The sequence below is a fragment of the Petrotoga miotherma DSM 10691 genome (assembly GCF_002895605.1).
GTDB lineage: Bacteria > Thermotogota > Thermotogae > Petrotogales > Petrotogaceae > Petrotoga > Petrotoga miotherma.
In genome coordinates this window covers 1-20,891 of the sequence record NZ_AZRM01000009.1, presented here as the reverse complement: position 1 = coordinate 20,891, position 20,891 = coordinate 1, and the positions used below count along the sequence as shown (strand labels likewise).

Below are 20,891 nucleotides of genomic sequence, written 5' to 3'. Positions count from 1 at the left end.
CATATTTTATATCATACCACTGTATATTGTATTTGTCAATATTGTTTATATTACAAAAAAATGGTATAATACAAAAAGTAATTTTGCTTAAACTCATAAGAAGTTTGGGTGGGCAGCGAGGCGAAGGGGTACTAAAAGAGGTTTTAGAATTTTAGAGAGAGTAGAAGAGAAATTACTTGGGAGGGATTCATATGAAAAATGATTTTTTAGGGAGAAGTTTAACGGTTATGAATGATTTAACGGTTGAAGAGCAGTTATTTCTTTACAACCAAACAAAAAGGCTAAAAGCAAAATGGGCAAATAAAGAAGATCTTACTGAGTTTCAAATAAAAAACCAAACAGGCATTTACATAGTATTCCTCGAACCAAGTACCAGAACCAAAGAATCCTTCGTTAATGCTTCTAAATTCCACAAAAACGCTAAAATCAACATCTTCGAATCCGAACACTCCTCATTTAATAAGAAAGAAAGTTATATAGATACCTTCAACATGTTAACTGGCTATTCAGATTATTCTATATTCATTATCAGATCAAAATTGGAAGGTACTTGTAAGTTACTAGACGAAAAGGTATCAGAATTTGCTTCAAGGCATAACCTACCACATCCTTCCTTTATAAACGCGGGAGATGGTAAACACGAGCATCCTACTCAAGAGATTTTAGATGAATTCACATTTTTAGAACAAATGGATTTCAGCAACGAGTATATTCATATAGCTCTTATTGGTGATCTTCTTCATGGAAGAACGGTCCATTCAAAAGTGGAAGGTTTAAAAATATTTAAAAATGTTGAGGTTGATTTGATAGCGCCGGAAGAATTACAGATGCCAAAACACTATATTAGCAAAATGAGGCAAAAAGGGTACAATGTTAGAATCTTCTGTTCCATAGAAGAGTACCTAAAACAGGGTAAAAAAGCCAATATTTGGTATTTCACCAGGCTTCAATTAGAACGAATGGGGGAAGATATTCTGGAAAAAGAACATATTTTGAGAAAAAGTGTGACTTTTACAAAAGAATTTCTCCCCCTTATTTCCGAAAACGTAAAATTTTATCACCCTCTCCCTCGTCACAAAACTTACCCCACTATTCCAACCTTCTTGGACCCCTTACCGCTTAACGGCTGGGAAAAACAGGCAATAAACGGATATTGGACAAGGATAATCTTACTTTCTATGTTTGGTGGAGCTCTAACCGCCCCCTTTGATACCTCAATTAAAGGTGTTGAAATTAATGAAGAGGATTTCATTATCCCCGCACCGATAAAAGATGGTAAAAAAGGGTTGTTAAGTGAAGGAAAAAGAGGGATCAAGCCGATTGAAAATGGAACGGTAATTGATCACATAGCCAAAGGACAAAACCCAGAAAAGATATACGAGACGATCATGAAAATAAGGAAGATTTTAAAGTTTTATAATATTGATAGTGCAGACGGAATATTTAGATCAGCAGACGGTAGATTAAAGGGCTACATTAGTTTGCCTGACGTTCATCTATCAAAGAAAGATATAAAAAAGCTTTCAGCTATATCTCCAAATACAACTGTAAATATTATTGAAGGTGGAAGAGTCAAAGAAAAATACAGAATTTCTTTACCGCCTATTATATACGGTTTCGAAGAGTTAAGGTGTAAAAACGAAAACTGTATAACCAACCCTCAAAACAACGAAAACGTACAGGTTTCTTTCATTAGAAACGAAGAGAATCAGTTAATATGTGAATATTGTGAAACCCCTCATACCTTTGAAGAAATATGGGGTCTTTAACAGTAAAAAATCTTACTTTATCTTTGTTTTTACTCTTTTAATATTTTTGTGATAAAATTCAATGATAGGGTAAAAAGTAAAGTGGGAGGAATTTTTTTGAGAAATCTCGTTTTTGATTTGGGAAATGTCCTTTTTAAATTCGGTCCGGATGAGATTTTAGATGGTCTATTCAAAGATCCGCTTATAAAAAGGAAGTTAAAAGAGGCTGTTTTTAAAACAAGTATATGGAAAGAATTGGATAGGGGGACCTTGTCTTTTGAGGAAGCCAAAAAGATTTTCATCGAGAAAAATCCTGATTTAAAAGAAGAAATAGATATATTGCTTCAAGAATGGAAGAATTATCTTCATCCAATAACCGAAAACATAGAAATTCTGCCTGAATTGAAAGAAAACAACAAACTTTTCATATTGTCTAATTTTCATGAAGAAGCCTTCAATTATATAAGAAGAAAATACTCGTTTTTCGATATCTTTGATGGAATGATTATTTCGTACAAGGAGAAACTATTGAAACCCGAAAAGGAAATTTATCAACTTTTGCTTAATAGGTATAATTTGAACCCAGAAGATACCTTTTTTGTGGACGATATTGTTGAGAATATAATGGCTGCCGAAGAATTAGGAATTAAAGGTATATTATATACGGATCCTGAATCCTTGAGAGAAATGTTAAAAAGAATAGATGCCCTATAATTGTGAAAGGAGGCAATGAGGTGGATAATGTTTTTGATAAACATTGTGTATTTATCACTTCAACCGGAAGAACAGGTACGAGATTCCTTGCAAAAAGTTTATCAAAAATGGTTGAAGATTGTTATGCGGTCCATGAACCTGCGAATGTGTTTATTAAAGATCTAAAAAAATGGAGAGATGATATAAAAAGGTTCGGCTTTTATCAAATGACCGTAGGGCAGTTTTTGCCTTCTAAATCTATGTGCAAGTTGAGCACTTATAGGAGAAGAAGAAAAATAACCGATGAAAAGGCTAAAGAGTATATAAAAGGTTTGAGAAAACAGATTTTGGAGGAAACAAAAGAAAGCTTGTACGTCGAATCAAGTAACCATCTTCACGGAGTTATTGATCTGTTGGGAGAGGTCTTTCCTAATAGTAAAGTCGTGTTTATTATAAGGGATCCAAGAACATGGATCCGTTCAGCCATAAGTTCCCCTGTTTATTTGCTATATAGTAAAGTCGATTTTTCTTTTTTGGGAATGAGTATGAGGGCTTCCCATTTCAAAGACGATCCATACTCGCTGAAGTGGAAAAGTATGAGCAAATTTGAAAAATTTGCTTGGTATTATAATAAACTGAATACCTTGGTATTGGAATCTATGAAAAATAAAAATAATTTCAAATTATATCGCTACGAAGATTTGTTCATCGGTGAGAAAAAAGAAGAAAATTTTATAGATCTATTAGAATTTTCCACGAAGTTTGATGATGGATTCAGTAGAAAGTATACTTTTGACCCTTCTTTCCTAAAGAAGAAAATAAACTCTGCGTCGGACAAGTATAAGATACCACATTGGAAAAGTTGGAATAAAAAGAAAGCGCAGATACTTCAAAAACATTGTGGGGAGTTAATGGATAAGTTTGGTTATGGGAAGGAACCTGAGTGGTTAGAAAAATTGAATTCGGATTATAAAGAAGAGTACGCATAATATAGGAGTATTAAATGATTTCAGAAGATCTTAAACTTAGTTTGTACGCAGATGGATGCGATATTAGACAAAATGAATTTCTCAAATATTATACGAGTTTTAGAATAGGTGGACCTGTTCCATATATCTTGTTTCCAAAAACTTTAAATGCTTTTGTGAATGCTTTATCAGAATTACTTAAAAGGAACATTCCTTTCAGAATCATAGGTCAAGGAACCAACCTCTTCGTAAGTGATGCACCATTAAATTTTGTAGTACTTTCCACAAAATACTTAAATAAAATGAATTTTGAAGAAAAAAATAATATGGATTTGATTGTAGAAGCACAGAGCGGGATGTCTTTATCTGCTCTTTCTTTTTTGCTATCAGAAGATGGATACTCTGGACTTGAATTTGCTTGCGGTATTCCAGGAAGTGTAGGTGGAGGTGTTTACATGAACGCGGGAGCCTACGGCGGTGAGATGAAGGATGTGGTTTTGGAAACAACGGTACTCGATTTAAAGGATGGAAAAATCAAGACTTTAAATAAATGTGATTTAGAGTTTGGTTATAGAACAAGTATTCTCCAGAAAGATTCTTTCGTCCTTCTATCCACTAAATTTTTACTAAAAAAAGATGATCTTAAAAGGATCAAAAGTAAATTGATAGATTTTTCAACCCGCAGATGGGAGAAACAACCAATTGATTTACCATCTGCGGGGAGTATATTCAAACGACCGAAACCAGATTTTTTTGTGGGTACTACGATAGAGAATTTAGGATTGAAAGGCTTTTCGATAGGCGAAGCTCAAATATCAACAAAACATGCAGGTTTCATAATAAACAAAGGTAACGCTACTTTCAATGATGTGATTTCATTAATTGAGTATGTAAAACGCATTGTAAAAGACAAATACAATGTTGAGCTACAGGTTGAACCAGAGATTTGGGAATGAATTACGATTTTTTCTTTTTTTTCTTATTTTTTTTGTTAACTTTTATTTTGGAATGAGGATGTTCCTTTTTCAATTTTTCAAAATCATCTTCCGTATACGGGATAAAATCTACTTCAGTTCCGATTTTATCCGCTCTTACCACTTTGGCTTGTAACTTGTCTCCGATCCTATAAACGTTGCCGGTTCTTTCACCTTTCAACGTATTGTCACGTTCATCGTAGATATAATAATCATCGCTCAACTCTGATATATGTATCAATCCACTTATCATCTTTTGGGGGATTTCTACGAATAAGCCAAACCTTGTGACGCCTGTTATGTACACCCAAAAGACTTCTCCTATATGTCTTGAAATGTATTCAACTTTTTTCATATCTATTAGATCCCACTCGGCTTGGTCTGCGACTCTTTCCATTTCAGAAGAATTTTTAGCTATTTCAGGAAGCATTTCGGAATACTTCTTTATTTCTTTTTTTGAAAGGGTTCCTTTATATTTGATGAACTCTTTCAACAATCTATGAACCACTAAGTCAGGATATCTTCTTATTGGTGATGTGAAATGTGTATAGGATGATGAAGCAAGACCAAAATGCCCTACGTTTTCCTCGGAGTACAACGCCCTTTTCATAGATCTAACAAGCATCATCTGAATATTTTTACTTAAAGGATGGTTCTTTGTTTTTTCCAATATTTCCTGTAGGACCTTCGGATGAATATTTTGAGGAAATTTTACATTTATTCCCAACATGTCCAGATAATTTCGTAACTGAAGCAATACATCAGGATCCGGATTTTCGTGGATTCTATATATAAAAGGTAAGCCTTGAACATCAAAGTATGAAGCAACTGTTTCGTTGGCCAGGACCATGAACTCTTCAATCATTTTTTCTGATATTCCTCTTTCCACAGGGATGATATCTTTTACATATCCCTTTTCATCGAATTCAAAGTATACTTCGTTGCTTTCTATATCAATTATCGAACCTCTTTCTTTTCTTTTTGCAGCAAGTATTTCCATCAGTTCTTTCATCATCTCAAGCTCTGGCTTTAAAAAGCCTATCTCTTTTTTTACTTCTTCGCTACAATTGTCGGATAGGAGTTCGTTAACTTTGTTATAGGTCAATCTCTTGATACTTCTTATTACTCCGTTGTATATTTTTGAGTTTACCAAGTTTCCATAAGGGTCAATTTCCATCAGTAGGGACATTGTCAATCTATCTTCACCTTCAACCAAAGAACATATCCAGTTGGATAACTCAAATGGAAGCATTGGAATGACGGTGTCGATTAGATAAACGCTTGTACCTCGTTTGTATGCCTCTCTATCAAGAGCACTGTTATTTTTTACATAATGAGATACATCTGCTATGTGTACCCCGAGTAAATAATTACCGCTATCTAACTTTTTTATACCAACGGCATCATCAAAATCTTTTGCCGTATCACCATCGATAGTAAATATAGTTTCTTTTCTAAAATCTTTTCTTCCCTTAATTTCATTTTCAGAAAGTTTATTTGGAAGTTCTTTAGCCTCTTGTACCACTTTTGGAGGGAAGTAACCTGGCTCAGGTAAATCATGCTTGAAGATCACTATAGGCAAATCTATGGAAGGGTCATCTTTGTCACCAAGGACATCTACTATCTCGACCTCTGGATTTTTTGTGGGAGATTGGTACTTTGTTATTTTTGCCTTCACTATTTGTCCGTTTTTAGCTTTTCCTACACCTTCCGGAGCTACGTAAAAATCCGTATTTATTTTTCCATCAATGGGTATAACGAATCCAAAGATCCCTTTTCTTACGAACTCACCTACCACATATTTTAACCCTCTTTTTAATATTCTAACTACCCTACCTTCTTTTAAATCACGCCATTTACCTATTATTTCAACTAAAACTAAATCTTTATGCAAACTGATTCCAGAATTTTCAACCTTCACAGCAATTTCGCTTCCATCTGGGCATTGTACAAAAGCCATATTTCCACTTTTGGTGAATTCGATGGTTCCAACAGCCATGTTTTCATCTAATTTTCTGTATCTGTTTTGTGAATCTTTAATTATTTTTCCTTCATTTAGGAGTTTTTTTAGTATTCTTCTGATTTTAGTCTTTTCCGATTTTTGAAATGCATTTAGATTTTCGTAGAGTTCTTTTTGCATCATAGGCTTTTTATCTATTATTTCCAATATTAGATTTTCTAAGTTGTCTTCATTCATATTTTACCTCCATTCAATATATTATTCCATTTTTTTAAAAAGCTAAAAACTTGTTTCAGCACCCCTTCGCCCCGCTTCCCACCCTTCTAAGGAAAGGACCTGCGGTCCCTTAAACCCAAACATTAAGGGGGATTCCCCTTAAAAACCCCAAATCAAGGTCAAAATCATTTAAAAAAATTGTTTGTACACTGACGCAAACTGGGCTCCGCCCTGTAACCCTTTTAAATCAAAATCTTGTTTCTAAAGTTACTGATATCCTCTATCAGAGGTGTAAAAAGTTGCAAGTTTAGGATTGAAAGTTAGTTTTATGGTTCCAACCGGTCCGTTTCTTTGCTTACCTACAATAAGTTCTGCTTCATGTTCATCATTTAAAGAATCTTTACCGGGCTCATCTTTTTTTCTTTTGTAATATGAATCTCTATACAAAAACATAACGACATCCGCATCCTGTTCAATTGCCCCTGATTCTCTGAGATCACTTAAACGAGGTCTTTTATCTTCTCTTTGCTCAACTGCACGGGAAAGTTGAGACAAAGCAACGACAGTGATATTTAACTCTCTAGCGAGCAATTTCAGGGATCTTGATATATCTGTTATTTCTTGTTGCCTGCTCTCATAACCTTTAGATCTAGAAGTCATCAATTGTAAGTAATCGATAAAAATTACTTCTATACCATATTCTCTTTTCATTCTCCTTGCTTTTGCCCTCAGCATTCTGGGAGTTAGATCTGGTTCGTCGTCAAAGATAAGTCTTGATTTCGATAATTCTCCTGCTTTTTGTACTAATTTTTCCCACTCTTCATCAGAAATTTGTCCAGTTCTAACCTTGTGTAAATCAACCTTTGCCTCAGAACATAAAATTCTGTTAGCTAACTGTTCTTTCGACATTTCCAAACTAAAGATTGCCACGGCAACATTTGCCTGTAAAGCCATGTTAGTTGCAATATTTGCGGCAAAAGACGTTTTACCCATGGATGGTCTAGCGGCGATGATAATTAACTCAGATCTATGAAATCCTGAAGTCATCCTGTCTAAAGCTTTGAATCCAGTAGAAACCCCCGTAACGAGATCTCCCTCGCCTTTTTGAGCTCTGTTCTTCAATTCTTCTATCTGTTCAAAAACATCATGCATTACGTTGGATAAAAGATCATATGTTCTGGTTGCGCGGGCTTCGGCTATGGAAAATATTCTCTTTTCTGCATATTCTAAAACTTCTTGAGCATCTCCAATATTTCTTACGGCATCAACTATCTCCGAAGATGCGTTTATTAAAGCTCTTAAAAGGGCTTTCTCTTTTACAATTTGGGTGTAATACATCACATTAGCCGTTGTTGGGACAACCTGAGCTAAATAAATTATTGTATCTTCTCCACCGATTTTCTGTAAAAGATTGGATTCTCTAAGTTTTTCAATCACCGATACAGTATCAACAGGTTCCCCTTTGTCAAAAAGTTCTTCCATAACTTTAAATATTATCTTATTGTTTTCGTAGTAGAAGTCTTCCCATCTTACCTCTTCGATCACGTCAGGAAGTATGGAAGGGTCTAAAAAAATGCTGCCTATGACCGACTCTTCAGCTTCTTTACTATTAGGAGGGGTAAAAGAAGTAAGTTCCATTTGTATCCACCTCGATCAAACTAATAAGCTCAAAAAATAAGATAAAACAAAAATTCCAACACTTATTAAAAGGCCTACCAGTCCTTTTTTGTCCATTTTTTTTACGTCTTCATCAGAACTTTTACTACCGTTTCTTATCATTTTAGCAGATCTCCATAAAAATACCGTTGAAATTATAAAAAGGATCATTGCTATTACAAAAAGAGTGTTTACAAAAGCAAACATTAAAGTATCACCTTTTCAACATAAGAACTTGTAAAGGCTCTCAGAACGGAGGAGTAACCTAACCTAAATCTTATCTTATCTCCTACTTTATACCTCACTTTAGATTCAGTTAAGTCTACGATCGTATGATCACTACTTGCATGGAGTATTTCAATATCGTCATCCAACGGATACATACTTGTAGGATTAATATCTTGTTCTCCCACAGCTAAAATGCCTTTTATTCTATTACCTTTGTCTTCAAATTTTGGTTTACGACCAAATGCATCATAACCAATGTTGCCGTAGGGGACGGAAGGTTTTTCTTTTAATTCCACAATTTCTGCTTCCAAGATTATCGTATCCTGCCTTGTCCCTGGAACGTTGCGGTTGTTAGTTGCGTCCATTCCACAGATGATCGATTCGCCTAGTCTATATTGGTTTATACCCTTTGGTAAACTTCCTTTTTCAATTAAAGGTAAGGCAGCGGTATTTCCCCCGGAGATTATATCTAGAGTTCTTCCAGTTTCTCTTTGGATTTCTTCCTTTATTTTTACGAGCCTTTGCATATTAGTTTCATCAGGGATTACTCCACCAAAACATCCTAAGTTTGTGCCTATTCCAACAATCTCTATTCCTTCTATATCAATGGCATTTGAAACCTCAGAAACAGCTTTTTCAAACCAAACTCCTTCTCTCAGATCACCCACGTCAACCATATAGATGACTTTAGATTTCTTATTGAACTTAGAAGAAACACTCCCCAATTTCTTACTTATCTCTAAGTCACTTATTAAAGTATAATCAACATGATTTGCCACATCATCAAGTTCAGAGATCATGGGTATGCGAAGTAACATAAAAGGTCCTTTTATACCAGAATTCCTCATTTTCTTTATGTTTTGAATCCTTGAATCACCCAGTATTTCAATTCCACATTCTTTAAGTGCATGAGCTATTGTAGGTTCACCACAAACTACTTTAGTGACAGCTATTATTTCTACACCCGAATCAGTACACAATGATTTTAAAAATCTTGCATTTTCTTGAATCCTTTCTAAGTAAGCGTAAACCTTTGGATACAAGGAAAATCCTCCTTTATTTAAAATTGCGGGCAATCTTGGCCCGCAATTATGAAAATTTTACTTACGTTAAAACATCTAGATTTTGACCCTGATACAATTCACCAACGGTTCTAACTAATTTCATCGAAATTCCAGTTTGTTTGTAAATTACAAAAGATAAAAGTTTTTCCATCTCTTCCTTGGACATTGTAGGACTCTGGTTAATGTTTTGACTACTCGTGTGTGGAAGTTGATCACTTCCATAATCAAAACTACTTAGATAAAGGGGCTTGTATTGTTGAGAGGATATAGGATCGATCAATTTGATCCCCCCTTTTTAATTTTGTTTTAGTAGTTTTAAAATTTTAGAATCGTCTTCCCCGCTTTCTTCATATATTTTGTTCAATTCGTCAACAGACATCTTAGATATTTTCTCCAAAAGTTCTGGGACACCTTGAGATTTGCCAGGAACACAACCGTCTTTTCCAACCTCACCTTTGACAAATGCCTTTGCGAAGGCTGAACATCCAGGATAACCACAAGATCCACAATCTATACCGGGTAATACCGCTCTAACAATGGCTTCTCTTGGATCTTCCTTTACTTCAAATTTTTTTGCAGCAAATGCTAAAAAAGTACCGGAAGCAAACCCTAAAATCCCTAATAATAACACCGAATAAACTATTGTGAGCACTGCAAAAAACACCTCCAAAGAAATTCTTTCTAGTATTATTATATCACATATTAGTTATATGTTAATTTAAAAGTGTCGACAGTATTTCACTTATTTTCTTTCCATCGGCCCTTCCTTGAACCTTTTGAATTACTAATTTCATAACTTTGCCAAAATCTTTTTTTGATGTTGCATTAACTTCCTTTATAGTTTCTTCTATTATTTTTCTCAATTCTTCGTCAGAAAGCTGCTCAGGAAGGTACTCTTGCAAGATCTCAACTTCTTTTCTTTCTTTTTCAGCAAGATCTTTCCTATCTGCTTTTTCGAATTGTTCAATGGAATCTTCTCTCATTTTTATTTGTTTTTTTATCAACTGGACTATTTCTTCCTCTGTTAATTCAGAACCTTTTTCAACCTCTTTATTTTTAATCTCTGATATTATCGATCTAACCGCATTTAAAGCAAGGGTATTTTTTTCTTTCATATATTTTTTTAAATCATTATTTAATATATCTTTTAACATTTATCGTTCCTCCTTATTCAATGCTTCATTTCTTTTTTTTCTTAGATACCTCAATTCTAAAAAGAATATGATTATGCTTAGTATACCAAAGATTATAACATAAATATTTAAATTTATTTCAGAAAATTCACCCGCAAGCATAGTGAACAAAATATCCAAGATTTCATAAGCTAAAAGAAATAGACCGATAAAAGAAGAAACTATTATATGAGCAGATTTATGATACCATATTCTATTATCATTAGAAAAACCGTAGATCGAAATTAAGAATATAACAAAAAAAGAAAAGACGTAGAAAAAGTTTTTCTGTATATTTAGCAACATGAAAATAATCGATAATATTGCTATCAAAGAAAGTGTCAAGTTTTTGTGCTTCATAGGAAAATACCTCCCACAAAAAACACCAAATTAGCTATAAGATAAGCAACGACAGTGGTGTAAATAAAACTAAAAATAGCCCATTTCCACCCATTTGTCTCCGCTTTAATCGTGGCTAACGTTGCAAAACAAGGAATATAAGCCATAACGAAGAATATGAGTGCTAAAGCAGATGCTGGGGTTAATGCATTTTGTAAGGCATAGGTTAAAGAGCCTTCTCCAACATTAAAAATTGTGGCATAGGAAGACACAACTATTTCTTTTGCAGCGACACCAAAAATCAAGCCGGTGTTTATTCTCCAATCCCATCCCAAGTGATTGGTTAAAGGTTCAAACACTCTCCCTATAGAAGCGGCAAAACTACTGTTTATATCTGTTCCAAAATTAGGGAAGAAAGATAAAAGCCAAATTAGTACGGTGGCTATTAAAATTATGCCTCCAGCTTTTTGTAAAAAGTGCTTTCCTCTGTTCCATGTATAAATGGATAAATTTTTTAAAGTAGGCATCCTAAACCTCGGCAGTTCTATGATGAAGGGGATATCTTCTGATTGGGTAATGAATCTTTGTAAAAATTTTGAGGATATTAAGACTAACGCTATACTCGATAAATAGACTAGCAGCATTATAGTGGCTGCATGTGTTGAAAAGAATGCACTTATTAAAAGAATGTAAACGGGTAACCTTGCACTACACGATGCAAAGGGAAGGCTAAGAATTAAAGCCAATCTTTCTTTTTTATTGGCAATCGTTTTAGTAGAGATAATGGCTGGAACGTTACAACCAAAACCTAAAATAATAGACATAAAAGATCTACCACTTAATCCAAAATTCCTGGCAATTCTGTCAACTAAAAAGGCCGCCCTTGGTAAATATCCCGATTCTTCCAAGAATCCTAAGAAGAAAAATAAGATAAAAATCTGTGGAATAAAAACTAAAACACCACCAACGCCAGCTATAACCCCATCAACTAGTAGTGATTCCAACCAAGGAATAGTTACAAATTCGCTGATAGAATTACCCAAAAAAGTAAAAGCCGAATCCAGCAAATCCGATAACGGTTGAGCGAGGCTGAATGTTAGAGAAAACACTGCAAACAAAGCAAAAACATATATCAATATTCCCAAAATCTTATGTGTAAAAACGTGGTCTAAAATATCTCTCAAAGACCAGTCTATACCCTCTTTTATTATCGAAGAACTAACTAGATAAGAAATGAAATTAAACTTCCAATTTAAATATTTGTTTTTAAGATCTTCTATATCAAAATTTTCTTTTAACTCAGTCAAAAAATCTTGGGGAAGTTCTAAATCTTCACTTCCAAACTCTAAAAAATATATTGGTAACCAACTACTATCTATATAATTTTGATATTTTGAACTTATTTTAGGATACTTTGAAACTTTGTCTTGAAAAAAATTGATAAAATTCTCTATTTCTTCTGGATACATTATTTTCTTTTTTGTAAGATTTTTTTCTTTTGAAAGCTTATATGCTTCTTCTAAAAGTTCTTCCTTACCTTCACCTGTCTTGGCGGAAGTCAATATGACAGGGATGTTTAAAGTTTTGGAAATAGGGGATGGATCGATGATTCGTCCTTTTTCTCGAGCTTCATCTACGGAGTTTATAACCAAAATAGTCTTCACGCCTATTTCTATAAGTTGAAACAATAAAAACATAGAACTTTCCAAGTTCAAGGCATCTGCTACGACAATTACTATCTCTGAAGTATTACTTATTAAGTAATCTTTAGCAACTCTTTCATCTTCACTTTTAGCTGAAAGGGTGTAAACACCTGGAAGATCAACTAATTTAAAGGTTTTACCTTTATACTTAAAACTTCCTATTTTCTTCTCTACTGTAACCCCTGGCCAATTGGCAACATATTGTTTTGTGCCCGTTAAAAGGTTGAATAGAGAAGTCTTTCCAACGTTAGGATTTCCAATTATTGAAATCTCAGCTTCCTTGTCAACGGTTTCAACGTTATCTTTGAGGGTATCCTTGCTCATTCAAGCTCCTCCCTGTATTAAATTTGTTTTGTAGAGTTATTATTATAATAACAGTTATTTAACAGGCCTTTTCCACATTTATCTGACAATGGACAACTTTTACATACAGGTTCTATTTTATTTATTTTTTTAATTTCAACATCCATTATTCTTAAAAAAGGAATCAAAATATTAGTTTCACTTTGATTTAAGTGAAATTTCTCTTTTAATTCCAAAATATCTACTTCTTTATTATTTCTTACGTATTCTTCTATAAGCGATATATTCATTAATTATTCCACCTTTTTACAAAATATCTTGGAAGCTCTTCCCCTGCCCAATTCGTATTTTTTCCCGTCAACCTCTATAATTATTCTATTTCCAAGCTTATTAACTAAATTGATATTAACTCCTTTATACAACCCCATACTTCTCATTTCTTCTACAAAATTCCTTCCGCCTTTAATATCGATAATTTCATATTTTCCAATTTCACTTTCCAAAAGGTTGAATACTTTGTAAGGAACATCTACAATGATCCTAGAAGCTTCGCTCCTTCTTAAAACTACTTTTTTTTCTCCAATTTTAAATACTAAAGGATCCCCAAAAGGAGAAACATGGGCTAATTCTATAAATTTACCTGGAGTAATTCCCATTGCGATAAGACGATTTTTAGTACTTTCTCCTTCAATGTTTAAACTCACTATCTTTCCCTTTTGTCCAATAAACAGGTTGTGTAAAGGAATTAGCAAATTATAATCACCTCTTTCAATTATTTCATATCAATTATAACATTTTTTAAAAGAGTTAGTTGTGCCTAAAATTAACAATAAAATGAATTATTATAACGCAAGAGTTAAATTATATACGGATATATGGTTTGTAGCAACTTCACTTATATTATTAGACAATTTATTATTTCTCAATTTTTTTATTAGTCTTCACTTCGATTCAAAAATATGATAAAATCAATTATGGAATAATAAGAATTCGGGGCGTAGCGCAGTTGGTAGCGCGTTGGTTTCGGGAACCAAAGGTCGCTGGTTCAAGTCCAGTCGTCCCGACCATTACCAAACTTTTCTTTCTTTGAAAGCTCAAAAATCTTTTTTCGGATTTTTGAGCTTTTTGTTTTTTATTTAAAAATTATTGGTAGAATGCGTTAACTTGACTTTATAATATTTCTATGGCATGATTGAAATAAAAAATATAACCATAAAAAAGGAGAAGAAGAATTTTGCTTACCCTCATAAAGAATGCAACGGTTTACTCACCGAAAGCTTTAGGGAAAAAAGATATATTAATTGGTGGAGAAAAAATCTTAGAACTAGTCGATTCGATAGAATTAAATTCTAATCTTAAAGTTGAGATTATCGATGCTGAGGATTATATAGTAGTTCCAGGTTTTATAGACTCTCACGTTCATATAACAGGAGGAGGTGGAGAAGGGGGATACAGCACAAGAACCCCAGAGATATTTGCTTCTAAGATAGTAAGTTCTGGAATTACTACCGTAGTAGGTGTTTTGGGAACCGACAACGCAACTCGAAGTATGCAAAACTTAATCGCAAAAGCAAAAGCATTAAAACAAGAAGGAATAAGCTGCTACACGTATACGGGTTCTTATCATTTTCCTATAAAAACTTTTACCGGCAGAATTATAGACGATTTGGTTTTCATTGAAGAAATAATAGGTGTTGGAGAAGTCGCTATTTCAGACCATAGAGGTTCCCAACCAACCTTAGAAGAACTGATAAGATTGACTTCAGAAGCTCGAGTGGGCGGAATTTTATCAAAAAAGGCAGGGATAGTAAATATTCATGTTGGAAGAGGAGAAAAATTCATTCAGATATTGATAGATGTTGTTGAAAATTCAGAATTACCTATTACACAGTTCCTTCCAACTCACATGAACAAGGGAGAAAAAGCTCTTAAAACATGTAAAAATTTTATAGAAATGGGTGGAAGGATAGATTTCACAACTAGTTCGTCAAAAAAGAAAGACAAAGAGGATCCATCAAAACCATCTAAAGCCTTGAAACTTTTGTTGGAAGATGGGGTAAATATTGACAATATATCATTCTCATCCGATGGACAGGGGAGTTTACCACAGTTCGATGACAAAGGGAATTATTTAGGTTTAACAGTTGCGGATGTAGCTACACTCTTTGAAGAGGTTAAGGATTGTGTAATACAAGAAGATATCCCTTTAGAAGAAGCTTTGAAGGTTATCACTATCAATCCTGCTAATTTTCTTAAATTAGAAAACAAAGGCCAAATAAATGAAAACTTTGATGCAGATATAGTGTTCTTAGATAAAAGTACTCTGGAAATAAAAAAAGTTATGGTAAAGGGTCGCACCATTTAAAAATCTAATGGAGGGCAGAGAAATGAAAATAACAGATTTAAAATTTGAAAAAATCAAAATTAAACTCAAAAAACCTTTTGTTATTTCGCGAGGAGCAACGGAGTATTGTGAATCGGTGCTTGTAAAAATAACTACTGATGAAGGATACTACGGTTTTGGAGAAGCTACTCCTTCTCGTTCGGTAACGGGGGAAAGCATCGATAGTGTAACATTTGTTCTTAAAACATTCAAAGAAATATTAATAGGACAGGATCCACTCGCTATAGAAAGAATCCATTATATATTGAACAAAGCAATCGCAGGAAATACAGCAGCAAAAGCAGCGGTTGATATCGCTCTCTACGATATAAAAGGAAAAGTGATGCAAGAACCTCTTTATAAGCTTCTTGGTGGATTTGAAAACAAAGTACAGACAGATATTACGATAGGGATTGGTGCACCACAAGAAATGGCAAACGAAGCAAAAGAGATGGTAGCTAGAGGGTTTAACATATTAAAAATCAAAACCGGTATTGATCTAAAAAACGATGTTGAGGCTATCAGACTCATACGAAAAAGTGTAGGAGATAACGTAAGATTGAAAATAGATGCCAACCAGGGATGGAATGTACACGATACGTTAACCGCAATCAAGATGATGGAAAATTACAACGTTGAAGCCGTTGAACAGCCGTTAGCCGATTGGGATTTTGATGGGTCTGCACTTTTGCGAAAAAAGGCTGATATGAAGATAATTTTAGATGAATCAATTCATAACGCTCATGATGCAATACATGCAATGAAAAAAGATAGTGCCGATATGATCAACATAAAACTGATGAAAAGTGGAGGGCTTTACGAAGCTGAAAAGATTGACGCAATTGCAGAATCTGCTGGAATTAATTGTATGGTTGGATGTATGGTAGAAACAAAGGTGGCCCTTACTGCGGGAGCAAGCTTAGTTGCAGCTAAAAGAAATATAACAGATGCTGATTTAGATTCTTTCATGTATTATGAAGAATTCGAAGGAATAAAAGGAGGATTTGAAGTAAAAGGAGATACAATAATTCTTTCGGACAAACCTGGTTTAGGAATAGAAATCAATATGTGAAAAAGAAGAGGGGGGTAGATCTTGATTGTGACAAGATCTAGATTGACTGTATATCCCCCTCCATTTCTAACGTTGAAAAATCGATTGGAAATTTCACAGGTCTGTCCAAAAGGGCAGACTTGTAAATTCCTAAAACAGCTTCTACAGCCTTTTTCCCTTCTTCACCGTTAATAAAGGGATCTCGATCTTCTTCTATCGATTGATAAAAATCTCTGTAAAGTGGAATGTGCCCGCTCCCATAAACCGTATCAGGATCTGGGAGATTTTGAAATGGATGTCCATCTTCTCCTTCAAATCTCCAATGTTTTATCTTATTCACCGCTAAGCCACCGATAACCACTGTGCCTTTTTCTCCAAATATCGATAGAGTTTCTTCCAAGTTTTTTGGATATATATTTGCTGATCCTTCTATAATTCCTACAGAACCGTTTTTAAATTTTACTATTGCCCCTCCAAAATCCTCGGCTTCTATATAAGGATGCGTGAAGTTCTTAATAACACCGTATATTTCATCTATTTCAGAGCCCATATTCCACAATAGCAAGTCTATATTGTGCGTACATTGGTTCATCAACGTGCCCCCGTCGTATTCCCAAGTGCCCCTCCATTTTGCCTGCTTATAATATTCTTCGTTTCTATTCCACCTAATGGAAGCTTGACCATGGAGAATCCTTCCAAATGAATCTGTTGTAATTTTTTTTCTTAATTCTTGTATAGGTGGATTGAACCGATTTTGAAAACAAACCCCTAACTTTAAATTTTTCCTTTTTGCAAACTCTATCATCTCGTTCATATGTTTTGTTGATAGGGCCATTGGTTTTTCCACTAACACATGTTTGTTGTTTTGCAGGGCTTCCATGGTGATTTCATAGTGATTTCCACTTTCGGTGGCTATTGCCACGGCATCTATATCGGTTCTTTTCAACAATTTACTGTAATCCGTGTATATTTCTGGTTTGTTTAATCCAGAATTTTCTACCTTACTGGCAAATTGTTTTGCTCTTTCTTCTTTTAAATCGCAAACAGCCACGTTTTCAATAATATCAGAATTTTTTATGATCGCTTCTGTGTGTTTTTTTTGAGCAATTCTTCCACAACCTATTACAGCCAATTTAAGCACGGAATATCACCTACTTTTAAACTTTTTATAATAGAGAAACTTTTTCTGGATACTTCTCTCTAAGTCCTTTTGTGATATTTTTTGTATCAAAAACTATATCGGCATTTTCCAAAACAAAATTGTAATCCACCTTTTTATGTCCGGTAGTAATTAAGACCGCATCTGATTCCTCTAACAATTCTTTTGTTAAATCTACCGTTTTATACTCTATTCCTTTGTGAGAAAAATTTTTTATATAAGGATCATGAATTTTCACTTCTGCTCCCTTTTTTTCTAAAAGCTCCAGAATTTTCAACGCAGGAGACTCTCTTAAATCGTCGATATCGTTTTTATAACTCACCCCTAACATCAATATTTTGGAACCATTCAAACACTTTTTATTTTCGTTTAAAATGTCCATTAGTCTTTCGATTACGTACTCGGGCATATAATCGTTTATTTCCCCTGCCAATTCTATTATCCTTGTGTGATAGTCAAACTCTCTAGCTTTATACGTTAAATAAAAAGGATCTATTGGAATACAATGGCCGCCCACACCTGGTCCGGGATAAAAAGGCATGAACCCAAAAGGCTTTGTAGCAGCTGCGTCTATTACCTGCCAGATATTTATTCCCATTTTCTTTGCTAAAATAGCCATTTCATTGATGAGACCAATATTCACTATTCTAAAGGTATTTTCCAGAATTTTTGACATCTCTGCTTCCTTAGGGGACGATACGGTGAAAACACCAGCGTTTAATACGTTTTCATAGAGGGTTTTTGCATGTAAAGTACATTTTTCGGTAACTCCACCGACTACTTTTGGTGTATTTTTGGTCTTGTAAATCAAATTTCCTGGATCTACCCTCTCTGGGCTAAAAGCTAAATAAAAATCTTTTCCAACCTTAAACCCATATTCTTGTAATAATGGCAGAATTACTTCTTCGGTGGTTCCTGGATATGTAGTGCTTTCTAAAACAATCAACATTTCTGGGTGAAGCCTTTTTGCTACCTCTTTTGTTGAATCAACAACAAAACTTAAATCAGGTTGTTTGTATTTATTCAAAGGGGTTGGAACACATATCATTACACAATCGCATTCCTTTATTTTATCATAATCGGCAGTGGCGCTTAGATAACCATCTTCAACCAGCTTTTCTAACTCTGAATTTACAACATCTCCAATATAATTTACCCCTTTGTTGACCTTTTCTACCTTTTCTTGTTGTACATCGAACCCTAAAACATGGTACCCTGCCTTCGCTTTTTCTACCGCAAGAGGTAAACCAACATAACCTAAACCTATTACCCCTATCTTTGCCGTTTTATCTTTTATTTTGTCTAGTAATGCCATTTTTTAGTCCTCCTCTTTCTAGAATAACACTATCTTTAGAAACTCTAAAACTAGTTTGAAAAAAACTCTTTAATACATTTAACTACGTATTCCTGCTCTTTTTTGGTGAGCTCTGGAAACATCGGCAAAGCTATCGTCGATTTAGATGCCTTTTCAGCTACAGGGAAGTTCCCTTCTTTATAACCCAAGTTCTCAAAACACTTTTGAAGGTGCAAACCCAGGGGATAGTATATCGATGTTCCAACGCCTTTATTTTCTAAAAATTTCTTCAATTTATCCCTATCTTTGGGGTTATTCAAAGTAACAACGTATTGGTGATAAACATGGGTTCTATCATTAAAATAAGCAGGATAACTTAAATCTTCGTTGAGGTTATGTAATTCAAATAATTCTTCATAATTTTTTGCCTTTTTTATTCTTTTATCAATGTATTCATCTAAATTGTTTAGTTTTATTCTCAATATTGAGGCTTGAACTTCGTCTAATCTTGAATTGTAACCAACTTCATCGTGATAATATTTTTTTGCTGCACCATGGACTCTTAGTTTTCTGACCCTATCTGCCAAATCCGCGTCGTTTGTAACAACCATTCCACCATCACCATAACCACCCAGATTTTTTGTTGGGAAGAAAGAAAAAATACCCAAATCTCCTATACTACCACTAAATTTTCTTTCGCCATTCTTATACTGCCATACAGACCCAATAGATTGAGCGGCATCTTCTATGATTTTTACGTTGTAATTCTCTCTTATTTTTTCCAATCTCTCTAAATCAACGGTTTTTCCAAAAAGGTGTACAGGAATAATTGCTTTAATTTTTTCTTTTTCCGGATGATTTTCAAGCAAATCTTCGACTTTATCCAAATCAAGGTTGTAGTATTTATCTTCTACATCCACGAATATAGGAGTGGCTCCATTCAGTACAATTGCACTTGCAGTTGCAAAAAAAGTATATGGTGTGGTGATGACATAATCCCCTTCTTTTATACCCAGAGCTTGAACCGATATTCTTAGGGCATCAGAACCATTGGCAACACCGATAGCATACTTTACGTTTATATACTTCGCAATTTCCTCTTCTAAGGCTTTTACATTACTTCCCATAACCACGTTTCCAGAAGTGAAAACAGCATCCAACTTCTTCAGAACATCTTTTCTCAATTTTTCATATTGCCTTGTTAAATCAAAAAGAGGAACCTCCATCTTATCTTTCATTTCATATCCCCCTCCAAAGAAATATTGCCTTCCTCATCTATCTTAAAAACGTACAATTTTTCCAAATTTCTTTCCGTTGCCTTTTCCAATATTTTTTCTGACTTCCTGAACGAAGCTATTATGAGGGCATCATAGGTTAACTCTTTGGCTTTTTCCGGCGGGTAAATATCTATTCCTTGAAGCTTATCTCCTTGCTTTGAAGGAGAATCATCCAAAAATCCAATTATATTAATATTTTCATCCTTCAAAACCTTTAGTACAATCCCTCCAACAACCCCTGCACCATACAAAAGAATATCCTTTAAATTATCTTTTTTAAGAGTTTGAAAAACTTTTTTGAAGGAGTCTTTGGTTTCTGTGTACAGCTCAGAAACCTCATCAACGAAACTAAGGGTTAAAAATTGCAACCTCTTTTTTCCCGCCTCTGTAAGTTCATAACTCATATTACGTTTGTTTTCACCGCTTTTTATAATATTTCCATTCTCTTCAAAATCCTTTAAATACTTGTTTATCATCGATGGGACAACCCCTACTTTTTTCGCCATCGTTTCTTGAGAAATATCGTTTTCTTGAGAAATTAACTTTAAGATCATCATTTCTCGAAAGTTTGGAGAGGGGTTGAAAAAAATGTAATTTTGAATATTTAGCATTGGGAAGATCACCTCTAATCATTTCATTCATACACCAAGTGAATAATCATAATTAATTATAACAATTATTTGGTTCTATCACGAAAATAGTG

The 20,891-nt window shown here is 34.2% G+C and carries 21 protein-coding genes and 1 tRNA gene; 7 read left to right on the top strand and 15 right to left on the bottom strand.

Annotated features, from left to right (window positions below; all coding sequences use genetic code 11):
• Positions 1-191: 191 nt before the first annotated feature.
• The 4 genes from X928_RS01360 to murB all read left to right on the top strand — a co-directional run bounded on the left by X928_RS01360 (position 192) and on the right by murB (position 4,365).
• Positions 192-1,769, top strand: coding sequence for a bifunctional aspartate carbamoyltransferase catalytic subunit/aspartate carbamoyltransferase regulatory subunit (locus X928_RS01360; RefSeq protein WP_103064965.1), 1,578 nt, complete (start codon positions 192-194; stop codon positions 1,767-1,769).
• Between the two features lie 96 nt (positions 1,770-1,865).
• Positions 1,866-2,462: an HAD family hydrolase gene (locus X928_RS01355; protein WP_199171166.1), complete on the top strand. Its 597-nt coding sequence runs from the start codon at positions 1,866-1,868 to the stop codon at positions 2,460-2,462.
• Positions 2,463-2,482: 20 nt separating this feature from the next.
• The gene (locus X928_RS01350; protein WP_158245184.1) at positions 2,483-3,430 is read left to right on the top strand and encodes a sulfotransferase; all 948 of its coding nucleotides are present in this window, start codon (positions 2,483-2,485) and stop codon (positions 3,428-3,430) included.
• A gap of 14 nt (positions 3,431-3,444) precedes the next feature.
• Positions 3,445-4,365 carry a UDP-N-acetylmuramate dehydrogenase gene (murB, locus tag X928_RS01345; RefSeq protein ID WP_103078153.1) on the top strand — a complete coding sequence of 307 codons (921 nt, stop codon included), beginning with the start codon at positions 3,445-3,447 and terminating at the stop codon, positions 4,363-4,365.
• A 1-nt stretch (position 4,366) separates the two neighbouring features.
• Here the strand turns inward: murB and rnr are convergent, their stop codons facing one another.
• The 11 genes from rnr to X928_RS01290 all read right to left on the bottom strand — a co-directional run bounded on the left by rnr (position 4,367) and on the right by X928_RS01290 (position 13,776).
• On the bottom strand, positions 4,367-6,580 hold the full coding sequence (gene rnr, locus X928_RS01340; protein ID WP_103078152.1) for a ribonuclease R: 2,214 nt from the start codon (positions 6,578-6,580) through the stop codon (positions 4,367-4,369).
• A gap of 246 nt (positions 6,581-6,826) precedes the next feature.
• Entirely contained in the window at positions 6,827-8,197 is a 1,371-nt protein-coding gene (gene dnaB / locus X928_RS01335; protein ID WP_103077405.1) for a replicative DNA helicase, read from the bottom strand.
• Positions 8,198-8,212: 15 nt separating this feature from the next.
• The gene (locus X928_RS01330) at positions 8,213-8,422 is read right to left on the bottom strand and encodes a hypothetical protein (protein ID WP_103064959.1); all 210 of its coding nucleotides are present in this window, start codon (positions 8,420-8,422) and stop codon (positions 8,213-8,215) included.
• Positions 8,422-9,486: an alanine/ornithine racemase family PLP-dependent enzyme gene (locus X928_RS01325; RefSeq protein WP_103078151.1), complete on the bottom strand. Its 1,065-nt coding sequence runs from the start codon at positions 9,484-9,486 to the stop codon at positions 8,422-8,424. Before X928_RS01325 ends, X928_RS01330 begins: the two co-directional genes overlap by 1 nt.
• Before the next feature lie 61 nt (positions 9,487-9,547).
• Positions 9,548-9,787: a hypothetical protein gene (locus X928_RS01320; protein ID WP_103064957.1), complete on the bottom strand. Its 240-nt coding sequence runs from the start codon at positions 9,785-9,787 to the stop codon at positions 9,548-9,550.
• Between the two features lie 15 nt (positions 9,788-9,802).
• Complete coding sequence (locus X928_RS01315) at positions 9,803-10,159, bottom strand: (Fe-S)-binding protein (RefSeq protein WP_103064956.1); 357 nt, start codon at positions 10,157-10,159, stop codon at positions 9,803-9,805.
• Positions 10,160-10,220: 61 nt separating this feature from the next.
• Positions 10,221-10,661, bottom strand: coding sequence for a GatB/YqeY domain-containing protein (locus X928_RS01310; RefSeq protein ID WP_103064955.1), 441 nt, complete (start codon positions 10,659-10,661; stop codon positions 10,221-10,223).
• Positions 10,662-11,039 (bottom strand): hypothetical protein, encoded by a 378-nt coding sequence (locus X928_RS01305; protein WP_103064954.1) that lies wholly within the window; start codon positions 11,037-11,039, stop codon positions 10,662-10,664.
• The gene (gene feoB / locus X928_RS01300) at positions 11,036-13,045 is read right to left on the bottom strand and encodes a ferrous iron transport protein B (RefSeq protein ID WP_103064953.1); all 2,010 of its coding nucleotides are present in this window, start codon (positions 13,043-13,045) and stop codon (positions 11,036-11,038) included. The genes X928_RS01305 and feoB overlap by 4 nt, the downstream gene beginning before the upstream one ends.
• Positions 13,046-13,062: 17 nt before the next feature.
• Positions 13,063-13,314: a hypothetical protein gene (locus tag X928_RS01295; RefSeq protein WP_103078150.1), complete on the bottom strand. Its 252-nt coding sequence runs from the start codon at positions 13,312-13,314 to the stop codon at positions 13,063-13,065.
• Positions 13,315-13,317: 3 nt separating this feature from the next.
• Positions 13,318-13,776, bottom strand: a complete 459-nt coding sequence (locus tag X928_RS01290) for a FeoA family protein (RefSeq protein ID WP_103064951.1) — start codon at positions 13,774-13,776, stop codon at positions 13,318-13,320.
• Positions 13,777-14,015: 239 nt separating this feature from the next.
• On the opposite strand from X928_RS01290, the gene X928_RS01285 reads away from it, so the two are divergent.
• From X928_RS01285 to X928_RS01275, 3 genes are all read left to right on the top strand, one after another.
• A tRNA-Pro gene (locus X928_RS01285) sits at positions 14,016-14,091 on the top strand.
• A 167-nt stretch (positions 14,092-14,258) separates the two neighbouring features.
• Positions 14,259-15,389, top strand: a complete 1,131-nt coding sequence (iadA, locus tag X928_RS01280; RefSeq protein WP_103078149.1) for a beta-aspartyl-peptidase — start codon at positions 14,259-14,261, stop codon at positions 15,387-15,389.
• A gap of 22 nt (positions 15,390-15,411) precedes the next feature.
• Positions 15,412-16,479 carry a mandelate racemase/muconate lactonizing enzyme family protein gene (locus tag X928_RS01275; protein WP_103078148.1) on the top strand — a complete coding sequence of 356 codons (1,068 nt, stop codon included), beginning with the start codon at positions 15,412-15,414 and terminating at the stop codon, positions 16,477-16,479.
• A 37-nt stretch (positions 16,480-16,516) separates the two neighbouring features.
• Here X928_RS01275 and X928_RS01270 read toward each other — a convergent pair whose 3' ends face one another.
• The 4 genes from X928_RS01270 to X928_RS01255 are packed head-to-tail and all read right to left on the bottom strand — an operon-like array spanning position 16,517 to position 20,799.
• Entirely contained in the window at positions 16,517-17,599 is a 1,083-nt protein-coding gene (locus X928_RS01270; RefSeq protein ID WP_103078147.1) for a Gfo/Idh/MocA family protein, read from the bottom strand.
• A gap of 25 nt (positions 17,600-17,624) precedes the next feature.
• Positions 17,625-18,932, bottom strand: coding sequence for a nucleotide sugar dehydrogenase (locus tag X928_RS01265; RefSeq protein WP_103078146.1), 1,308 nt, complete (start codon positions 18,930-18,932; stop codon positions 17,625-17,627).
• 50 nt (positions 18,933-18,982) lie between these two features.
• Complete coding sequence (locus tag X928_RS01260; RefSeq protein ID WP_103078145.1) at positions 18,983-20,149, bottom strand: DegT/DnrJ/EryC1/StrS family aminotransferase; 1,167 nt, start codon at positions 20,147-20,149, stop codon at positions 18,983-18,985.
• Positions 20,146-20,799, bottom strand: a complete 654-nt coding sequence (locus tag X928_RS01255; protein WP_103064945.1) for a winged helix-turn-helix transcriptional regulator — start codon at positions 20,797-20,799, stop codon at positions 20,146-20,148. The genes X928_RS01260 and X928_RS01255 overlap by 4 nt, the downstream gene beginning before the upstream one ends.
• Positions 20,800-20,891 lie beyond the last annotated feature (92 nt).